We start from the raw sequence: 17,447 nt of genomic DNA, 5'->3' as shown, positions 1-17,447 counted from the left end.
GAAAAAATAGGTTAATTTTGAATGCAAACAGTTAAACAAAAACAACGGCTTCGCTATGAAATTCGCTGTCCGAAACTTCCCTTAAGCGTTTATCGAGAAGTGGCTGCCCATTTACGACAGGTGGAAGGAGTGGACACTGGATTAATTGCAACTCATATTAGTCCCGATGAAATCCCGCCAGAATTTGATTATACCCAAAGTCAAGTGGGTAGTTTATGGATTGAATATGATCACACCCAAAATCGGGAAACTCGTCAACAGATTGATCAAATTTTGGCGTATTATAACGATCGTTATGGCGTCTGGGAAACAATCGATCCGCCACAGGACTAACGATTAATTGAGAAACCAATGGAACTGATTAAGGCATTACGAGGAACACGCGATATTCTGCCGGATGAAATAGGATATTGGCAATGGGTTGAATCTATTGCTAGAGATGTTTTATTTAAGGCAAATTATCAAGAAATCCGCACCCCAATTTTTGAACAAACGGCTTTATTTGAACGGGGTATCGGAGAAGCAACCGATGTGGTCGGGAAAGAAATGTATACCTTTGTTGATCGTGGCGATCGCTCCATTACTCTGCGACCGGAAGGGACAGCTGGAGTCGTGCGTAGCTTAATTGAAAACAAACTCCATGCTACTTCTGGGGCGCAACGGTTATGGTATACCGGGCCGATGTTTCGCTATGAACGACCCCAAGCCGGACGTCAACGACAGTTTCATCAAATTGGGGTTGAGGTGTTAGGAAGTCGGGATGCTAGGGCTGATGTAGAAGTGATTGCGATCGCCACAAATTTATTAAAAACCTTGGGATTAAAGAATTTAAACCTTAACTTAAATTCTGTGGGAAATTCCAGCGATCGCCAAGCCTATCGTCAAGCTTTAGTTGATTATTTAAGCCAATATCAAGACGAATTAGATCCCGATTCTCAGGATCGATTATCTCGAAATCCCTTAAGAATTTTAGATAGTAAAGACCCCCGCACCCAAGAAATTGTTCAGGATGCTCCGAGTATTTTAGAGTATTTAGGAGAAGATTCTCGCGCCCATTTTGAACAGGTGAAACAGCTATTAACTGCCTTAGAAATTCCCTACAGTCTAAACCCGAGATTAGTCCGAGGATTGGATTATTATACCCATACGGCGTTTGAGATTATTTCCGATGATTTAGGCGCCCAAGCAACGGTTTGTGGGGGCGGTCGTTATGATGGTTTAGTCCAGGAATTGGGGGGGCCAGAAACTCCGGCGGTCGGTTGGGCAATTGGGTTAGAACGGTTAGTAATTCTGTTACAACAGTTAAACTCTCTTTCCAGTTCCACCTTAGATTTTTATATCGTTTCTAGGGGGAATTTAGCAGAATCTCAGGCTTTAATTTTAGCTCAAAAATTGCGGACAAATGGCTTTGCGGTAGAACTAGATTTAAGTGGAAGTGCCTTCGGTAAACAGTTTAAACGGGCTGACCGTAGTGGTGCTGTCGGGTGTTTAGTATTAGGAGATGCGGAAGCCGAACAGCAAACCCTGAAGTTGAAATGGTTAAAAACCGGGGAAGAAACAATCTTAAATCAATCGGATTTATTTGATAAAATCGATCAATTTCGCCAACAAATCCAATCTTTAAAAACCACCTAATCCCCCGTTCTAATGCCACCCGTCGGAATGCCATTTGATGAATCAAAAATTGCTGAATGGTGCGTTCTGCATAGAGCTTACGCACCTAATAACGGATCAAAAATACCTTTTAACCTCCGGCGGAAAAGGCTCCCATAACAATAATAGATAGGGCTAAACCAGGGAACAATAAAATCAATAACAGGAACAGATCGTGAGCATTCATAACAAAAAATCAGCTAGATTAACTTGCCCGTAGCATAACATAAATTTCCCAAAAAGCAGATTAAATTGAAAAAAAATATAGCAACCACGCCCATGGAGTTAGGAAACCTAGGCGGTTAAATATTTTCCGCCCTATTCCCTATTCCCTATTCCCTGCTATATTTTAGAATATGGATATTTTAACCCCTGATCTGAGAAATTCTGACTATGACTATTGCAATTGATCAAATTTTTAACATCGCCAATATTTTCGTCCTTCCCTTTTGGGCATTAATGATTATTTTGCCTAACTGGGGAGTCACCCGAAAAGTCATGGAGTCCTATTTTCCCTTTGTGTTGTTAGCCTGCGTTTATTTATACCTGTTTGTCAGCAGTATCACCCCCGAGAATGCCGCCGCTTTATCCAATCCCAAATTATCAGATATTGCCCATTTCTTTGCCGATGAAAACGCCGCAGCAACGGGATGGATTCACTTTTTAGTCATGGATTTATTTGTTGGACGTTGGATTTATTGGGATGGACAAAAAACCGGAATTTGGACTACCCATTCCCTAGCTTTTTGTTTATTTGCCGGGCCTTTAGGATTATTGTCCCACATCCTGACCACTGGGATTAGTAAATTATTTTTCTCTCGGTCGCCCTCTGAAATTAACCCCGTATAATCTTCTTAGTATCACAGAAAATCGGATAAAAAGTATTAAAAGGGAACAGGGAAATACCCCTAATTAATCATTCTTTTCCTTTTCTGTTACTTTTTCAGCAAGCCCTAATTTGTTTCTATTTCTTTAAAAATCATTCAATTCAGCAATGATATCTAAACTATCTTTATCTTTATGGGCTTTAGGAACAGGATGAATAATATCTTCTAAATACAATTTACCCTCTTGATAAGATATATAAAGTTTCCAATTTTCCGCATCATCAATTTTTGCACAATAAAGGGGAATTTGTGTTCCTTTGATGCGTCTGAGTTTGGTTTTATAAAACCGTTGATAGCGATAGCAAGATTCGTCTTGAAGTTCGGCTAAAACCTCTAAAAACCGACCTCGTAATTGTAAGGGAAGCAGTTTTAACACTCTGCCAATAATTCCGCGTTCATCAATGAGTGATGGTGGCGACTGTAACATGATTTGATTTGACCTCCGTTAAGGGTTGGGGTGGTAAGAAAGACTGATAAATTGATTCTCCAACTTGTTGATAAACTTTCGCTGCGACTTGACTATCAACCACTCTAAATAAAGTAATAATGGTGCGACCAAATATAGGATCATCATCAATCGTTAAAATCACTCGCAGGTAATAATTAACAATAAAAGAATAGAGAGATGACCCATAATCTTCGAGGAAATCAAATTGATAAAATTGATGGATTCGTTTATCGCGATCTCTTTTATCTTCTAATAATAAGGCAAAATATTCATGAAGCTGTTGCACAATAATATCATGTTCCGCTTCACTATGGGTGTTTAAATCCGCTTCAAATTCCTCCGTAGACTCAAATATAATTTCCATGACTTCAACTCCCAAGCTAACATTCGGTTATCCAGAATTATTAATAATATTATCTTAAAATAGACCGATAGCGGTTTTATTTTTGTATGGGACTTGATAACCCTGCCATCAGGTCAGAATTGAAGATTGATTCAGGAGATTAGATAATGTATACGTTAACTTATCCCCTATGCCCGCGACCCAATTTTCATCCTGTTGGGTATAACTTCGAGGAGCATTTGCCCCCAGAATTAAAACGCCCTCATGACCGAGGGGTTGACAAATCACGCCCTGGGTATTTTCGGGTAAATAATCAAATTCAATTCGACCCGGATATAAGGCTAAATTGACTAAATAAATTGGTTTCTGTTTGTCTATCACCCGTTGTAAAATTGGCCCGGGTTTAACATCAGGATTATTCCCTAATACTCCTCGCCTTAATAAAACTTCCCCCTGATAATAAACCACAATAGAACGGGTGACGGTATTGGTTAATAATAAATGGGAAGCCCAGGCTAATTCGGCTTGAACTAATTCGGGTAAATCCGGTTTTAATTCAAACCCTTGTTCCCCGATTAAATCCACAGAATCTGGTGATTTAGGTTGAATTTGTTGCCATAATAAACCAGTTAAAATCAACACCGCACTCAAAATTACCCCCAAGGCATCGGAACGGGCTTGAGAGTTGAATAATTCCGGGGTTAAGAGCCGATTTACCAGGAGGAGTAACCCACCCAAAACCCCGGCAAAAATAGGGAGTAATCTTAATATCTGATTTCGATCGGATTTTGGCATGATTAGATTTTAATTTTTCAAAGTGTAGAAGGGAATGGGGAATGGGGAATGGGGAATGGGGAATGGGGAATTCAAAAATTTAAGTCCCCCTTTTTAAGGGGGATTTAGGGGGATCAGATCCAGTTTTTAACCGACTTCTCCGGGTTCAATAATTCGTTGGAATAGATATCCGGTTCCCCGTGCGGTTAAAATTAATTCGGGATTACTCGGATCATCTTCTAACTTTGCCCGGAGGCGAGAAATATGAACATCTACTACCCGGGTATCGACGTGACGTTCTGGAGTATATCCCCAGACTTCTTGTAGAATTTCAGAACGGGAAAAAGGTTCACCAGAACGACTGACTAAGAGTTCTAATAAACTAAATTCCATCCCCGTTAAGCGGATGCGTTCATCTCCCTTGTACACCTGTCGCTTGTTAGTATCAATTCTAATATTGCTAACCTGAATGACACCGGAACTGGGAATACCCGAAGTTCCATTTTTATCAATGCGACGTAATACCGAGCGAATTCTAGCTTCAAGTTCCTTGGGAGAAAAGGGTTTAACCACATAATCATCCGCCCCTAACTCTAACCCGGTAATCCGATCCGCCACATCCCCCAAGGCTGTTAACATGATAATCGGAATATCGGATTCCTTGCGTAACTCCTGACAGACCCCATACCCGTCTAATTTGGGCATCATCACATCCAAAACCACTAAGTCAGGGTTGGTTTTGCGGAAGGTCTCTAGGGCTTCTTCTCCATCGGCGGCGGTTACGACATCGTAACCAATCATGGAAAGGCGAGTTTCCAAAATCCGGCGGATACTAGCCTCATCATCAACGACCAAAATTTTTTCCTTATGATTTTCCAATGGATTTCAACGCTCCCTTAGTTGGATTAAGTTACAGTTTTAATAGAAATCATAATCGAACTCGCAACCCGATCACTGGCACGGGCGGGTTCTTTTAGATCTTTGTTCATCACCTAAATCTTGATAAACCCGCCCCTACAACTCTTAAACTGATTACTAATTACTGATTACATGGCAAAGTCCCGTACCCTTTATGTTTGTCACGAATGTGGAGCCGAATTTCCGCAATATTTTGGCCGATGTTCCGCTTGTCATGCCTGGAATTCCCTAGAAGAACAAATTGAACAACCTGCACCTACGCCTTCCCAACGCTTTAGCTGGAGTCACCTCCAGGGAGAAAACCCCGATGGTCTAGCAGAAGTAACTAAACCGGGACAACCCCGTGCTTCTTTTCTATTATCCCAAATTTCTGATCAATCCCAATCTCGGATGCCATCGGGTTATGGAGAGTTAGATCGGGTTTTGGGGGGTGGAATTGTGCCAGGTTCTTTGGTATTAATTGGGGGGGAACCCGGGATTGGGAAGTCTACCCTATTATTACAGGTCGCTAATCTTTTGTCTTACAGGAATCGGGTGTTGTATGTGTCGGCGGAGGAATCGGGACAACAGGTAAAATTGCGATCGCAACGTTTAGGCGTTGGTGAGGAGATCGAAACCGAAACCAAACCCGAAAATGGCAGTCAACATCCCCCAACCCCCACTGACCCCTTTACCGAACAACTCAAAAATCGTCAGTCCAAACAGCCAGACGAGCCGCGGCACGTCTCTACAGAAAATGGTGAAAACACAACCCCCAAGCCAGAATCTTCGACGATTTCTCATCACGAACAAGATTTATATTTACTCCCCGAAACCGATTTAGAAGTGATTTTAAGAGAGTTAGAATCTCTGAAACCGCAGTTAGCCGTGATTGATAGTATTCAGACGGTTTTTTTCTCTAGTCTGACCTCTGCACCGGGTTCGGTGGCACAGGTGCGGGAATGTACATCGGCCTTAATGCAAGTCGCAAAACGGGAAAATATTACCCTGTTGATTGTTGGTCATGTGACCAAGGATGGGGGCATTGCCGGGCCGCGGGTGTTAGAACATTTAGTGGATACGGTGTTATATTTTGAAGGCGATCGCTTTGCCTCCCATCGCTTATTGCGTTCAATGAAAAACCGTTTTGGTGCCACCCATGAAATTGGGGTGTTTGAAATGGTCGCCCATGGATTAAAGGAAGTTTCTAATCCCTCAGAATTATTTTTAGGCAATCGAGACGATTTTTCCCCCGGAACCTCGACGGTGGTAGCCCTAGAGGGAACTCGGCCGATTGTGGTGGAAATTCAAGCCCTAGTCAGTCCAGCCAGTTACGGTTCGGCGCGACGGGCGACCACCGGGGTAGATAGTAGTCGGTTATTACAGATTTTAGCGGTTTTGGAAAAACGGGTGGGGATTCCCCTGTCTAAATTAGATGCTTATGTGGCGTCGGTGGGGGGTTTAAAGGTCGAAGAACCGGCGGCGGACTTGGGGATAGCCATTGCGATTGTAGCAAGTTTCCGTGACCGAGTGGTTGACCCCCGGACTATTTTAATTGGGGAAATCGGTTTAGGGGGACAGGTGCGCCCGGTATCTCAATTGGAATTACGGTTAAGGGAGGCGGCAAAACTGGGATTTAAACGGGCGATTATCCCCAAAGGTCAGAGTCCGGCGGATTTAGGATTACAAATTATTCCGGTGAGTAAGGTGATTGATGCAATTATTGCTTCTATCCCCGCCCAACCGCCAACCATGAATGATGAATTCTGATCGGAGGGTAATTAAATAAAGAAAAGCGTCTAATTTCAATAGTGAACTATTAGTCTATTTCTCCGATTAGATCTGTTAAAATAAAAATGATCCAGGGAGAGTTTAGGATAAAAACTATGGCTGCCATAGTTTTTAAATAACTCGATTTTCTCAAACAATCAGTGTATTTACGGAAAATCTGCGTTAATTATATACAGAAATTAAGATTGAAGTGGTGATCAAAAATAATCTCTACCACTGATATTTATGATCAGCTTACTCACAACTAAAATGAAATTCCTTGAACGCGCCCATGTTACAAGTAGCCGATACTTAGTTATAGTTAGTTTGATTACAGTATGCTACTGGATAGTTGGCAAGGTGACGGTTGAATATTTAATCTTGGGTTCCACCCCAGCCCTATTCTGGCCGAATGCGGGGGTCGCCCAGGGAATTGTTCTGTTGTGTGGTTATCGATATTGGCCAGCAATTGCCCTGGGGGCGTTTTTTTCCCTAATTGCCATTGACCAAATGCCTGTGTTTGTGGTGATACTGTCTAGTTGTGGTGTGACGTTACAAGCCTGTTTAGTTAGTAAATTGCTCCATCGCCTTGAATTTTCTCCCCAACTCAAACACCTCAAAGATGTTCTGGGACTAATTATTTTAGCGGGGACAATTGCTACCCTGATTAATCCCACTCTTACTGTTCTCATAGCCTGTTTGAGTGGTTGGCTACCCTGGGAAGATTTTACCCAAATTTGGATTGGTGGGTGGCTAGGAAGTGCTACTGGGGTATTAGTTATAACCCCGGTATTATTAACCTGGGGTAGCGAATTTCAAAGGTATTACTATCGCTGTCAAACTCCTACTTCCCCGGTCTGGTCTTTTCTCAACGCCTTATCCCAAAGTTTATCCCTGGGTACAACCAGATTACGCCTTTCTGAACGCTCTCCTGGGAATTTTTGGTTACGTCAGTTAGAAGTTGGGGTTTGGTTGTTCCTGTTATTGGGCTTAAATTGGTTTGTATTTTGTTCTCGAACTCGGTCGGCATTTATTGGTTTTCCCCTGGAATATTTGCCCTTTCCGTTTTTTGTTTGGGCTTCCTTACGATTTGGTCAACGGGGAACGGTCATTGGTCATTTGATCACAGCCAGTTTTGCGGTTTGGGGAGTAGTACGGGGGAGTGGGCCTTTTATTAGTCGCAGTACGGATACCCCCCAAATTTTTTCTCTACAAGCCTTTATCCTGATTATGGCAATTACGGGGTTAGTTTTAGCCGCCACGGTTACAGAACGTCAACAAGCGGAAACTCGCCTGAGAAACAGTGAAACCAGTTTAGCAAATGCTCAACGGATTGCTAAGTTGGGTCATTGGGATCTGAAAATTAGCAGCTATGAATTATTTTGGTCGGACGAACTCTATCGAATTTTAGACACAACGGCTAAATCTGTGAAACCAAGTTTTCCCCAATTTTTGGAATTTGTTCATCCTGAAGATCGCAGTTATGTGCAAAGTTACTTGGATCAAGCCTTATTTCAACAAAAACCTTATTGTATTGATTATCGGTTGAAATTAGCCTCCGGTGAGGAACGGATTGTTTTTGAACAGGCGGTAATTACTCCTAGTCATATCACTAGCACAATTCAAGATATTACAGACCGGAAACAGGCAGAAATTGCTTTACGAGCTAGTGAGGAAAGATTTTCAAAAACCTTTAGTGCCAGTCCCGTTGGGATTAGTATTATGACCCTGGCTGATGAACTATTTTTAGATGTCAATGATAGTTTTTTACGTCAAATTGGTTGGGGGCGAGAGCAGGTGCTGAACCACACCCCAGAACAACTGAATCTGTGGGTTGATTCTCAACAACATCTGCAACTTAAAAAACAATTAAAAAGTCAAAATCAAATTAGTAATGTTGAGTTAAAAATTCGCCAAAAATCAGGAATAATTAGAAATTGGTTAGTGTCTATTGAATTAATTGATTTAGGGGGAATTTCCTGTTTATTGATGATGGCTAATGATATTACGGAGCGTCAACAGGCGGAGGAATTGAAAATGGCTAAGGAAGCTGCCGAAACCGCTAACCATGCTAAAAGTTTATTTTTAGCCAATATGAGCCATGAACTTAGGACTCCCCTCAATGCAATTTTAGGTTATAGTGAATTATTAATAGAAGATGCTCAAGAGTTACATCAAGATGAATTTGTAGGAGATTTAAAAAATATTTATGTAGCCGGGCAACATTTATTAACTTTGATTAGTGAAATTCTGGATTTCTCCAAAATTGAAGCGGGTCGGATGAATTTTCATTTAGAAACCTTTAAAGTTTCGACCTTACTTTGGGAAGTGGAAACCACTGTTAATCCGGCTGCGGATAAGAATTCTAATCAGTTTATCCTAGAGGTGGCAGAGAATGTAGATTTTATGCACACCGACTTAACAAAAGTTCGTCAATGTTTATTAAATCTCCTCAGTAATGCCTGCAAATTCACAGAAAATGGTCAGGTGACTTTAAAGGTTTGGCAAGAAAAAGTAGACAGGGTTAATCTAAATATAGATTCTATACTAGAGCCAGAATTTATCATGGTTAATGAAGAACTAACGAGTAGTGCTTGTTGTCTTCCTGATGTTCCGAAAAGCTGTTCAACGGTGATTATTTTTCAAGTGATAGATAATGGAATTGGCATGAGTCCTAAACAGTTAGCAACGGTTTTTAATCCCTTTACTCAAGCGGATGAAAGCACAACTCGCCGTTATGGAGGTACGGGTTTAGGGTTAACCATTACTCAAAAATTATGTCAAATGATGGGAGGTGATTTATCCGTAATTAGTGAGTTAGGCAAAGGGTCTACCTTCACGATGAAACTTCCTAAAATCCTGCGTTGTTTACCCCAATAATCAGTCATCAGTTGTAGGGGCGGGTTCATCAAGATTTAGGTAACTCACAAAAATCTAACAGAACCCGCCCGTACCAGTGATCAGTTTAAGAGTTAATATACTAATAACTGTACTGAATTACCGTTGCTAAAGGGAATTTTACCGCATAACTAAATCATCAAGTTCCCGTTGCATTGCTGTTTTCACCTGTTGATAACAAACATCAACATACTCCCGGTCATTGGCCGCGTCTCGTCCATAGCGTTCAAATTCAATCGCTGGACAAATGTGAATCTTGATTTTTGCCGGAAGCGGAAAATTCGGTAAAGGCCCAATTCCCACACCCCAAGGCAACCCCAAATAAATCGGAAATACCTCTGGGTCGAGATCCAATAACCAAGGCATTCCCAAGTTGTGTAGTTGTTTTACCCAGTCGTAAATATCCGCCAGCACAATCAGAGTATCGTGGGCACCCGATGAAATCACCGGAACAATGGGGGCTTTCTCCCGCAGGGCTAACTTAATAAACCCTTTACGACCAGCGAAATGAATTTGGTTGCGTAACGTATGGGGACGAAATACATCCTCACCCCCGCCCGGATACACCAACACCGTCGCATTCTGTCGCAAAGCCGCCATTCCCATGCGCGGATGGGCGATAACAGCCCCGGAACGCACGGCTGAAGCGGCTACTTCTGGAGCCACCTGCCAGACTTTCGGGTGCATGAGACCATAAAGTAATCTTTCGGTTCCGAAGTGACGACACCAAGCGTATAACCCCATAAACATATCCGGGGCGGCTAAACCACCGTTATGGGAACCCACCAACAACATCTTATGTTGGGGCGGGAGATTCTCCCAGCCGGAGGTTTGGACTTGAAAATAATGGTCATAGAACCAACCCAAAAACGGCATCAGAGATCGGATATATTCGGGATCACGATCCTGTAATGACCAACCGGTGAAACGGGGATTCTCGCTTGGGTTAGGAGATGGATGACTGTTGAAGAAGGGGTTAAAGATCACGAAACGGTAAACTTTGCCTCCGTCAAGATACTCTGGTTTTGAGGAAATTCGATCTTAATTAAACCACAAAAAAGCAGGGAATGGGCAATGGGCAATGGGCAATGGGCAAAAAGATTTCACCTCGTAGTGAGGGCCAAAGCCCTAAGAATAGCCCTAAAGGGCTTACTACGAATTTCTTCTGTTGTATTAAAATAGAATATAACCGCCTAAATATTGTATCTAATCCGTAACGCTTATGAATTCGGCTATTGAGGTCAAAGATTCAGCTTCAATTCCTCCGTTAAACCAGGTGGTGGAAACGCATAATTTGGGAAAATTTTATCGCACGGGTTTTTGGATGAATCAAAAGATTGAATCCTTAAAAAGCTGTACTTTAAGCATTCATGCGGGAGAAACCTTTGGTTTATTAGGACAAAATGGGGCAGGGAAAACCACATTATTAAAAACCTTATTAGGCATTGTTCGCCCGACCTCTGGATCAGGTCTATTATTAGGTAAACCCATTGGCGATCGCCATGTTAAACAACGAGTAGGATATTTACCAGAAAATCCCTATTTTTATGATCATCTTACGGGATGGGAATTTTTAGAATTTGCCGCCGGACTGTTTCAAATTCCGAAATCTATTCAACGTCAACGCATTCCCCAATTATTAGATTTAGTCGGGTTAGCAAAAACCGCCGCCATTAAAAAACAAATGCGCCAATATTCTAAGGGAATGTTACAACGGGTGGGAATGGCGCAAGCTTTAATTAATGATCCTGAAGTGGTGTTTTTAGATGAACCGATGTCAGGACTTGACCCGATGGGACGGTATCAAATTAGAGAAATTATCTTATCTTTAAAAGCACAAAATAGAACTGTTTTTTTTAATAGTCATGTTTTATCCGATGTGGAAAAAATTTGCGATCGCATTGCTATTTTAGCAGAAGGTGAATTAATTAGTATGGGTTCTTTGGATGATTTATTGGGAACAACTCAAACTTATGTTGTTAAGGGAAAAGGAGGAGATATTAATATTCTGCAAAATTGGATATCGGATTTAGAAAGGGATCAAGATTCTTGGGAGGGACATTTGAAGGGTGAGCCAGAGGAATTTTTTCTAGTATTGAAAGAAATGAATGCTCAACTATTGAGTTTGAATTTATCTCGATTAACCTTAGAAGAATTCTTTATGCAAAAGTTAAAAGAAAGGGGAATTCATGCCAGTGGTTAAAGGTAAGATTTCAGTTACACCAAACGGCACCAGCCACAAAGTTTCAATCATTCCTTGTACAAATCCCCTACTTTTAAGTAGGGCTGGCTGAATATCAACAGGGTTGGGTCTCCCAACCCCTACCTGGTTTAAGACGGGTAGACTTGACGATAATAAGCTTGATATTCTTCTGATAATAAAGGTTCCCACCAACTGCGATGGGTCAAATACCAGCCAATAGTTTGACGTAACCCTTCTTCCACAGTAACTAACGGAGCCCAGCCTAATTCCGTTTTAATTTTAGTCGCATCAATGGCATAGCGTCGATCATGTCCAGCCCTATCTTTAACAAAGGTAATTAATTGATTAGAGGGTTTTACAGGCAGATGAACAGCCAATTCATCCATAATCCGACATAACATTTTAACTAAATCAATATTCTTAACTTCATTATTTCCCCCAATATTATAAGTTTCTCCAATTCTTCCATTATGAATCACCGCATCTAAAGCCCGACAATGATCTAAAACATACAACCAATCTCGGACATTTTGACCATCGCCATAAACCGGAAGGGGTTTTCCTAATAAAGCATTAATACACATTAACGGAATCAGTTTTTCAGGATAATGATAGGGGCCATAATTATTAGAACAATTAGTAATAATTGTCGGCATTCCGTAGGTATGATAATAGGCGCGAGCTAAATGATCACTGCCCGCTTTGGAGGCAGAATAGGGGCTATTAGGAGTATAGGGAGTCTGTTCGGTAAACGCATGATCATTTGGGCCCAGACTTCCATAAACTTCATCGGTGGAAACGTGCAGAAACCGATAATGTTCGGGCTGACCCTGGGCTATCCAATATTGACGAAAGGCTTCTAACAGGGTAAATGTCCCGACTACATTGGTTTGCACAAAGGCACCGGGGCCAATAATTGACCGATCAACGTGGGATTCTGCGGCAAAATGGGCAATAGTATTGATCTGTTCTTCTTTCAATAAACTATCAATTAAAGGGCGATCGCAAATATCCCCTTGCACAAACCGAAAATTAGGGTTATGTTCCAAACTGACAATATTTTGCAAATTTCCCGCATAGGTCAGCGCATCTAAAACCACAATTCGGTCATCGGGATAGGCGCTAAACCAATGATGGACAAAGTTTGAGCCAATAAACCCCGCCCCCCCGGTAATTAGAATGCAATGGGGTGAACGGTTGCTCGTGTTATCGTAACTATACTGAACGGCCAAGGTTATATCCTCCCAAGATCTGCCTACCTATAAAAATAATACTGAAAATTCTGTTTCAAGCCCTGATCCGATAAACTCTTGATCATTGTACTCGCTCCCGGTGGAGTGCTAAGGGAAAGTTCGCTAAAAAAATCGAAAGTAGGTTATTGACCCTAAAATACCAGTTAATCCTATGATATTGAAGTGGCTGTGAGGAAAGCGGAGTGAGCGACTATCAGACTATCGCCTTGGCAAAAACTGGTGATCCCAAAGCGATCGCAATTTTAATCAACCAAGCGTTACAATCCAAAGGAGTGACCGCTAAGGTGACTCGTCAAGACCACCATCTCCAGGTCGTTTTGGTGTCTGAACAACTTCCCGATATTCAAGGGAGTGTTCGGGTTGTCCAAAATGGGTTAATGCGGTTACAATCCTCTGTGATTGGGTCGGTGACAATTTCTGGAACCCGTCGCGGTCAAAAAAAATCCGGCTGGACACAAACCCTAGTCTTGCAGGAATTTATCCCAGAACCTCTAAAATCTCCAAAACCTCCAAAACCTCCAAAAAATCAGAAGATAGGGTTATCCTTTCCTAAACTAACCTTTCCTGCCCTAAAAGTTGCCCTTCCTAAACCGCAAGTTTCTGTTTCTAAGCCTTGGTTAATTGTAGGTTCCGTTAGTTTAATGGTTTTGCCCCTATCTGGAATTATAGTCAATCAAAATCAAGAAAAAATTAATACTTTTTTAACGGAAATTCCCCAGGGTATATCTTCAAGTTTAGCTCAAATTCCCGCCTTTTCCTTGTCAACGGCAACCGTTTCTAAACCGAATCCAATTTCTAAAACTGCAACCATAAAAAATCTAAATAAAGTCTCTAAATTAACCCTAAAAACCCTAGAAAATCCGATTAATCCTGATTTACAAATTACGATTCGGGCCGTCGGTGATATCATTCCTGGGACTAATTATCCCTCTAATAAATTATCCGCTAACAAAACCGCTTTATTTGCCGGGGTTAAATCGGAATTGAAAGGGGATATTGTGTTTGGCAATTTTGAAAGCACTTTAACTCAATATCCTAATAGTGCTAAAAATATCGGTCGCGGGTTAGTCTTTGCTTTTCGGACTCCTCCCGAATATAAGGCTTTACTTAAGGATGCCGGATTTAGCATTTTAAATGTTGCCAATAATCATTCCTTTGATTTTTTTGAGGCAGGTTTTAAAGATACGATTCAAAATATTAAAACAACAGGAATTAAGGCAGTCGGGGAAAAAGGAAAGATTGTTTATCATGAAGTAAAAGGAATAAAGCTGGCATTTGTTGGGTTTAGCAATTATGATTATCATAATAATTTAAGTGATATTGAAGCGGGGAAAAAGTTAGTTACACAAGCTCAAAAAAATGCCGATTTTGTGGTAATTTCTTTTCATGGTGGGGCGGAAGGAACTGGAGCTTTAAATGTCAGGAATAAAACCGAATATTTCTATGGAGAAAATCGCGGAAATTTAGTGCTTTTTGCCCATAGTATGATTGATGCTGGAGCGGATTTAATTTTAGGTCATGGCCCCCATGTTCCGAGGGCGTTAGAGTTATATAAAGGGAAATTAATTGCTTATTCCCTCGGGAATTTTATGGGATATCGAACCTTATCAACCAGTGGGGAGTTAGGATATTCTTTGATTTTGGAAGCGAAAGTTAATCCTCAAGGGGATTTTATTGAAGGTAAAATTATTCCTGTTCAGTTAAATTCCCAAGGGATTCCTAATTTAGATAATCGTAATAAAAGTATTAGTTTAATTCGCAATCTCACCCAAAAAGATTTTCCTAAAACGCCTTTAAAAATTGATAATAATGGACAGATTTTAATTAGAAAACCCTAAAATCAGTTATCAGTTATCAGTTAACAGTTGTAGAGGCGGGTTCTTTTAGATATGAGTTAATCACCGCGCATCTCGATAAACCAGCCCGTACCAGTTAACAGTTATTAGCCTACAAATATTAACAATGAACTCTTTACTGTCAACTGATGCACTGGTAGAGACGCGCCATGGCACGTCTCTACACTGATAACTGTTAACTGATGACTGATAACTGATTTCTGCTATACTATGTAACGAATTGTAAAAAATCATCTATCCTTGCCATTAATATGATGCCTGAACTTAACGTCGTTTCGCCGATTTATATTGTGGTTGTTGCTTCAACAGTCTTAGCAGTGTTATGGGGTATTATTTTTAAAGATATGTTAGAATATAGGGTTTCTCTCTGGAGTGATAGCTCTCAACCCACAACTTCTATTAATTATAAAACCCCCAATTTAATTATTGCTTATTTGGGGATGACCTTATTAATTCTAGTCTCCGTAAGTTCGAGTTTAGCGGTCTTTATCGGCGTCTATTGGATTGCGGTAGTTATGGGTTTGGTGGTGGTGATTCCGACTGCATTATTAATTTGGTTTCAATTGGGTTCAATGCTGAATTTATTAGCGACAAAAGGCTATGGAGCAATTGATATTGACACCCTATTTCCTGAGCAATCTTCTGAAAAAATACCGAATCCAACGGTTAGCAAAAGTGAGAGTTAATTAATTTCCTGTAATTGTTGTTGATGGTTGGGGGAAGCCCTGAAGGGCTTACTACGGTTGGGGAGTTGAAGCCCTTCAGGGCTTACTACGGTTTTGGACTTGACAGAAATACCAGTCATCAACGATAATAGGAGATTGTGTCTAAACCTTGCTCGGAACAGGTGCAGACATGGCAAAGGCTCAAAACTCGGGGAAAGTGAAAACACTCTGACCCGTTGAGCTACCTGTACGGCAACCTTAACCCAAAATACATGACTTACGCAATTATTGAAACAGGCGGTAAACAAATCAAAGTAGAACCCGGTCGTTTCTACGATATTGAACTGTTACCCGTCGATGAAAATGAACAAGTTATCATTGATAAAGTTCTGTTAGTCAATCATGATGGTGAAGTTCAAATTGGTCAGCCCTTAGTGAATGGGGCCACCGTTGAAGGGACTGTACTGCGCCATCTGCGGGGACGCAAAATCATCGTTTATAAAATGCGTCCGAAAAAGAAAACCCGCAAAAAACAAGGTCATCGTCAAGAAATTACCCGTTTGATGATTGAATCTATTAGTCTGAATGGGTCTGTGGTGGCGAAGCGGGAAGAAAAACCCGCAGAACCTGCAACAACAGAAGCATAAAATTAGATTGTGATTGAATATCTGAAATACTGATCATTTAATTAGGAGAATAAAATGGCTCATAAGAAAGGTACGGGTAGCACTCGTAACGGTCGTGACTCTAATGCCCAGCGCTTGGGTGTCAAGCGTTTTGGCGGTCAAGTGGTGCGCGCAGGTAATATTTTAGTGCGTCAACGGGGGTGCAAATTCCACCCGGGTAATAACGTGGGTATCGGCAGTGATGATACCTTATTCGCTAAAGTTGATGGTATAGTTCGCTTTGAACGTAAAGGCAAAACTCGTCAAAAAATTAGCGTTTATCCTGCGATTGAGGCTGAACCTGTAGCCGTTGAAGCTTAATTAATAAAAACCTGATTTTATTGAATTCTGAAGCGGGCTAGATTAGCCCGTTTTTTATTAAAAAATACAGAGCTTAATCCAAGCAACCCGAGAAAAAAGCCAGTGTTTTTTGAGATTTTGTTAAATTCGCCACACATTTTATTAACTATAATATGTTAAATATTTTAGTGTTTCAGTTAATACAACTGAATGAGTTAAAATTTCATATTCTCACGACAGTCATGGGTATTTATCAGTTGCTCAAAATAATTTGAAGGATTATTGTATATGAAAAACATCTCACCAGACAACCATCATATTCTCTTTGATGATTCTCGTTCAAAGATTGATTTAAACCAACTGCAAAATCTATTTCAAATTGCTGCATTTTGGGCAGAAAATCGAAGTCAAGAAGATCTAAAAATTGCAATTGAGAATAGCGAGCCTGTAGTTACAGTCTGGGATTATAAACAAATGATTGGATTTGCTCGGGCTACCTCCGATGGTATTTATCGAGCCAGTATTTGGGATGTGGTGATTCATCCGAATTATCAAGGGAGTGGATTAGGCCGAAAATTAGTTCAAACGGTATTAAGTCATCCTAAAATGTGTCGAGTTGAACGAATTTATTTGATGACAACCCATCAACAAAAATTTTATGAACGGATTGGGTTTGAATATAATTCAACAACTACAATGGTTTTGAATAATCAACCCTTAGAAATGAATAGTCAAAAAATAGAATTAACAACGGTTCGTCCTTGAGCTTGCTAGGGGCGAGGTCTTCTCGCCCTGACATCCCTTGTGGGTGACAAAAATCCCCAATTATGGAACA

The 17,447-nt window shown here is 40.9% G+C and carries 17 protein-coding genes; 11 read left to right on the top strand and 6 right to left on the bottom strand.

The window, feature by feature from the left end; all coding sequences use genetic code 11:
• The first annotated feature begins 21 nt into the window (after positions 1–21).
• The 3 genes from PL11201_RS07095 (at position 22) to PL11201_RS07085 (ending at position 2,502) form a co-directional block, all read left to right on the top strand.
• Entirely contained in the window at positions 22–333 is a 312-nt protein-coding gene (locus tag PL11201_RS07095; protein ID WP_079677872.1) for a hypothetical protein, read from the top strand.
• An 18-nt stretch (positions 334–351) separates the two neighbouring features.
• Positions 352–1,635 carry a histidine--tRNA ligase gene (hisS, locus tag PL11201_RS07090; RefSeq protein WP_079677871.1) on the top strand — a complete coding sequence of 428 codons (1,284 nt, stop codon included), beginning with the start codon at positions 352–354 and terminating at the stop codon, positions 1,633–1,635.
• A 411-nt stretch (positions 1,636–2,046) separates the two neighbouring features.
• Positions 2,047–2,502 carry an ABA4-like family protein gene (locus PL11201_RS07085; RefSeq protein ID WP_079677870.1) on the top strand — a complete coding sequence of 152 codons (456 nt, stop codon included), beginning with the start codon at positions 2,047–2,049 and terminating at the stop codon, positions 2,500–2,502.
• A gap of 123 nt (positions 2,503–2,625) precedes the next feature.
• On the opposite strand, the gene PL11201_RS07080 is transcribed toward PL11201_RS07085, so the two are convergent.
• The 4 genes from PL11201_RS07080 to rpaB form a co-directional block, all read right to left on the bottom strand.
• Positions 2,626–2,967, bottom strand: coding sequence for a hypothetical protein (locus tag PL11201_RS07080; protein WP_079677869.1), 342 nt, complete (start codon positions 2,965–2,967; stop codon positions 2,626–2,628).
• Complete coding sequence (locus PL11201_RS07075) at positions 2,939–3,352, bottom strand: hypothetical protein (protein WP_234996629.1); 414 nt, start codon at positions 3,350–3,352, stop codon at positions 2,939–2,941. Before PL11201_RS07075 ends, PL11201_RS07080 begins: the two co-directional genes overlap by 29 nt.
• A gap of 108 nt (positions 3,353–3,460) precedes the next feature.
• Positions 3,461–4,126: a cofactor assembly of complex C subunit B gene (locus PL11201_RS07070; protein ID WP_079677868.1), complete on the bottom strand. Its 666-nt coding sequence runs from the start codon at positions 4,124–4,126 to the stop codon at positions 3,461–3,463.
• Between the two features lie 126 nt (positions 4,127–4,252).
• A complete protein-coding gene (rpaB, locus tag PL11201_RS07065) occupies positions 4,253–4,984 on the bottom strand; it encodes a response regulator transcription factor RpaB (protein WP_026785605.1) in 732 nt (243 codons plus the stop codon).
• A 171-nt stretch (positions 4,985–5,155) separates the two neighbouring features.
• Between rpaB and radA the strand changes: the two genes are divergently transcribed.
• Complete coding sequence (radA, locus tag PL11201_RS07060; protein WP_079677867.1) at positions 5,156–6,772, top strand: DNA repair protein RadA; 1,617 nt, start codon at positions 5,156–5,158, stop codon at positions 6,770–6,772.
• A gap of 270 nt (positions 6,773–7,042) precedes the next feature.
• Positions 7,043–9,652 (top strand): MASE1 domain-containing protein, encoded by a 2,610-nt coding sequence (locus PL11201_RS07055; protein ID WP_079677866.1) that lies wholly within the window; start codon positions 7,043–7,045, stop codon positions 9,650–9,652.
• Positions 9,653–9,790: 138 nt separating this feature from the next.
• On the opposite strand, the gene PL11201_RS07050 is transcribed toward PL11201_RS07055, so the two are convergent.
• Positions 9,791–10,546 carry a 1-acyl-sn-glycerol-3-phosphate acyltransferase gene (locus PL11201_RS07050; protein ID WP_144017682.1) on the bottom strand — a complete coding sequence of 252 codons (756 nt, stop codon included), beginning with the start codon at positions 10,544–10,546 and terminating at the stop codon, positions 9,791–9,793.
• 346 nt (positions 10,547–10,892) lie between these two features.
• Here PL11201_RS07050 and PL11201_RS07045 point away from each other — a divergent pair, with 346 nt between their 5' ends.
• The gene (locus tag PL11201_RS07045) at positions 10,893–11,873 is read left to right on the top strand and encodes an ABC transporter ATP-binding protein (protein WP_079677865.1); all 981 of its coding nucleotides are present in this window, start codon (positions 10,893–10,895) and stop codon (positions 11,871–11,873) included.
• 128 nt (positions 11,874–12,001) lie between these two features.
• Here the strand turns inward: PL11201_RS07045 and rfbB are convergent, their stop codons facing one another.
• Entirely contained in the window at positions 12,002–13,105 is a 1,104-nt protein-coding gene (gene rfbB / locus PL11201_RS07040) for a dTDP-glucose 4,6-dehydratase (RefSeq protein ID WP_079677864.1), read from the bottom strand.
• Positions 13,106–13,308: 203 nt separating this feature from the next.
• On the opposite strand from rfbB, the gene PL11201_RS07035 reads away from it, so the two are divergent.
• From PL11201_RS07035 to PL11201_RS07015, 5 genes are all read left to right on the top strand, one after another.
• Positions 13,309–14,964: a CapA family protein gene (locus PL11201_RS07035; protein WP_079677863.1), complete on the top strand. Its 1,656-nt coding sequence runs from the start codon at positions 13,309–13,311 to the stop codon at positions 14,962–14,964.
• 269 nt (positions 14,965–15,233) lie between these two features.
• Positions 15,234–15,668, top strand: a complete 435-nt coding sequence (locus PL11201_RS07030) for a hypothetical protein (RefSeq protein WP_079677862.1) — start codon at positions 15,234–15,236, stop codon at positions 15,666–15,668.
• A gap of 251 nt (positions 15,669–15,919) precedes the next feature.
• The gene (gene rplU / locus PL11201_RS07025; protein WP_079677861.1) at positions 15,920–16,294 is read left to right on the top strand and encodes a 50S ribosomal protein L21; all 375 of its coding nucleotides are present in this window, start codon (positions 15,920–15,922) and stop codon (positions 16,292–16,294) included.
• A 54-nt stretch (positions 16,295–16,348) separates the two neighbouring features.
• Positions 16,349–16,633, top strand: coding sequence for a 50S ribosomal protein L27 (gene rpmA, locus PL11201_RS07020; protein WP_079677860.1), 285 nt, complete (start codon positions 16,349–16,351; stop codon positions 16,631–16,633).
• A 267-nt stretch (positions 16,634–16,900) separates the two neighbouring features.
• Entirely contained in the window at positions 16,901–17,377 is a 477-nt protein-coding gene (locus tag PL11201_RS07015; protein ID WP_079677859.1) for a GNAT family N-acetyltransferase, read from the top strand.
• Positions 17,378–17,447 lie beyond the last annotated feature (70 nt).

Origin of the sequence: Planktothrix sp. PCC 11201 (assembly GCF_900009135.1) — a bacterium.
Lineage (GTDB): Bacteria > Cyanobacteriota > Cyanobacteriia > Cyanobacteriales > Microcoleaceae > Planktothrix.
This window is presented reverse-complemented; position numbering and strand designations above follow the sequence as displayed.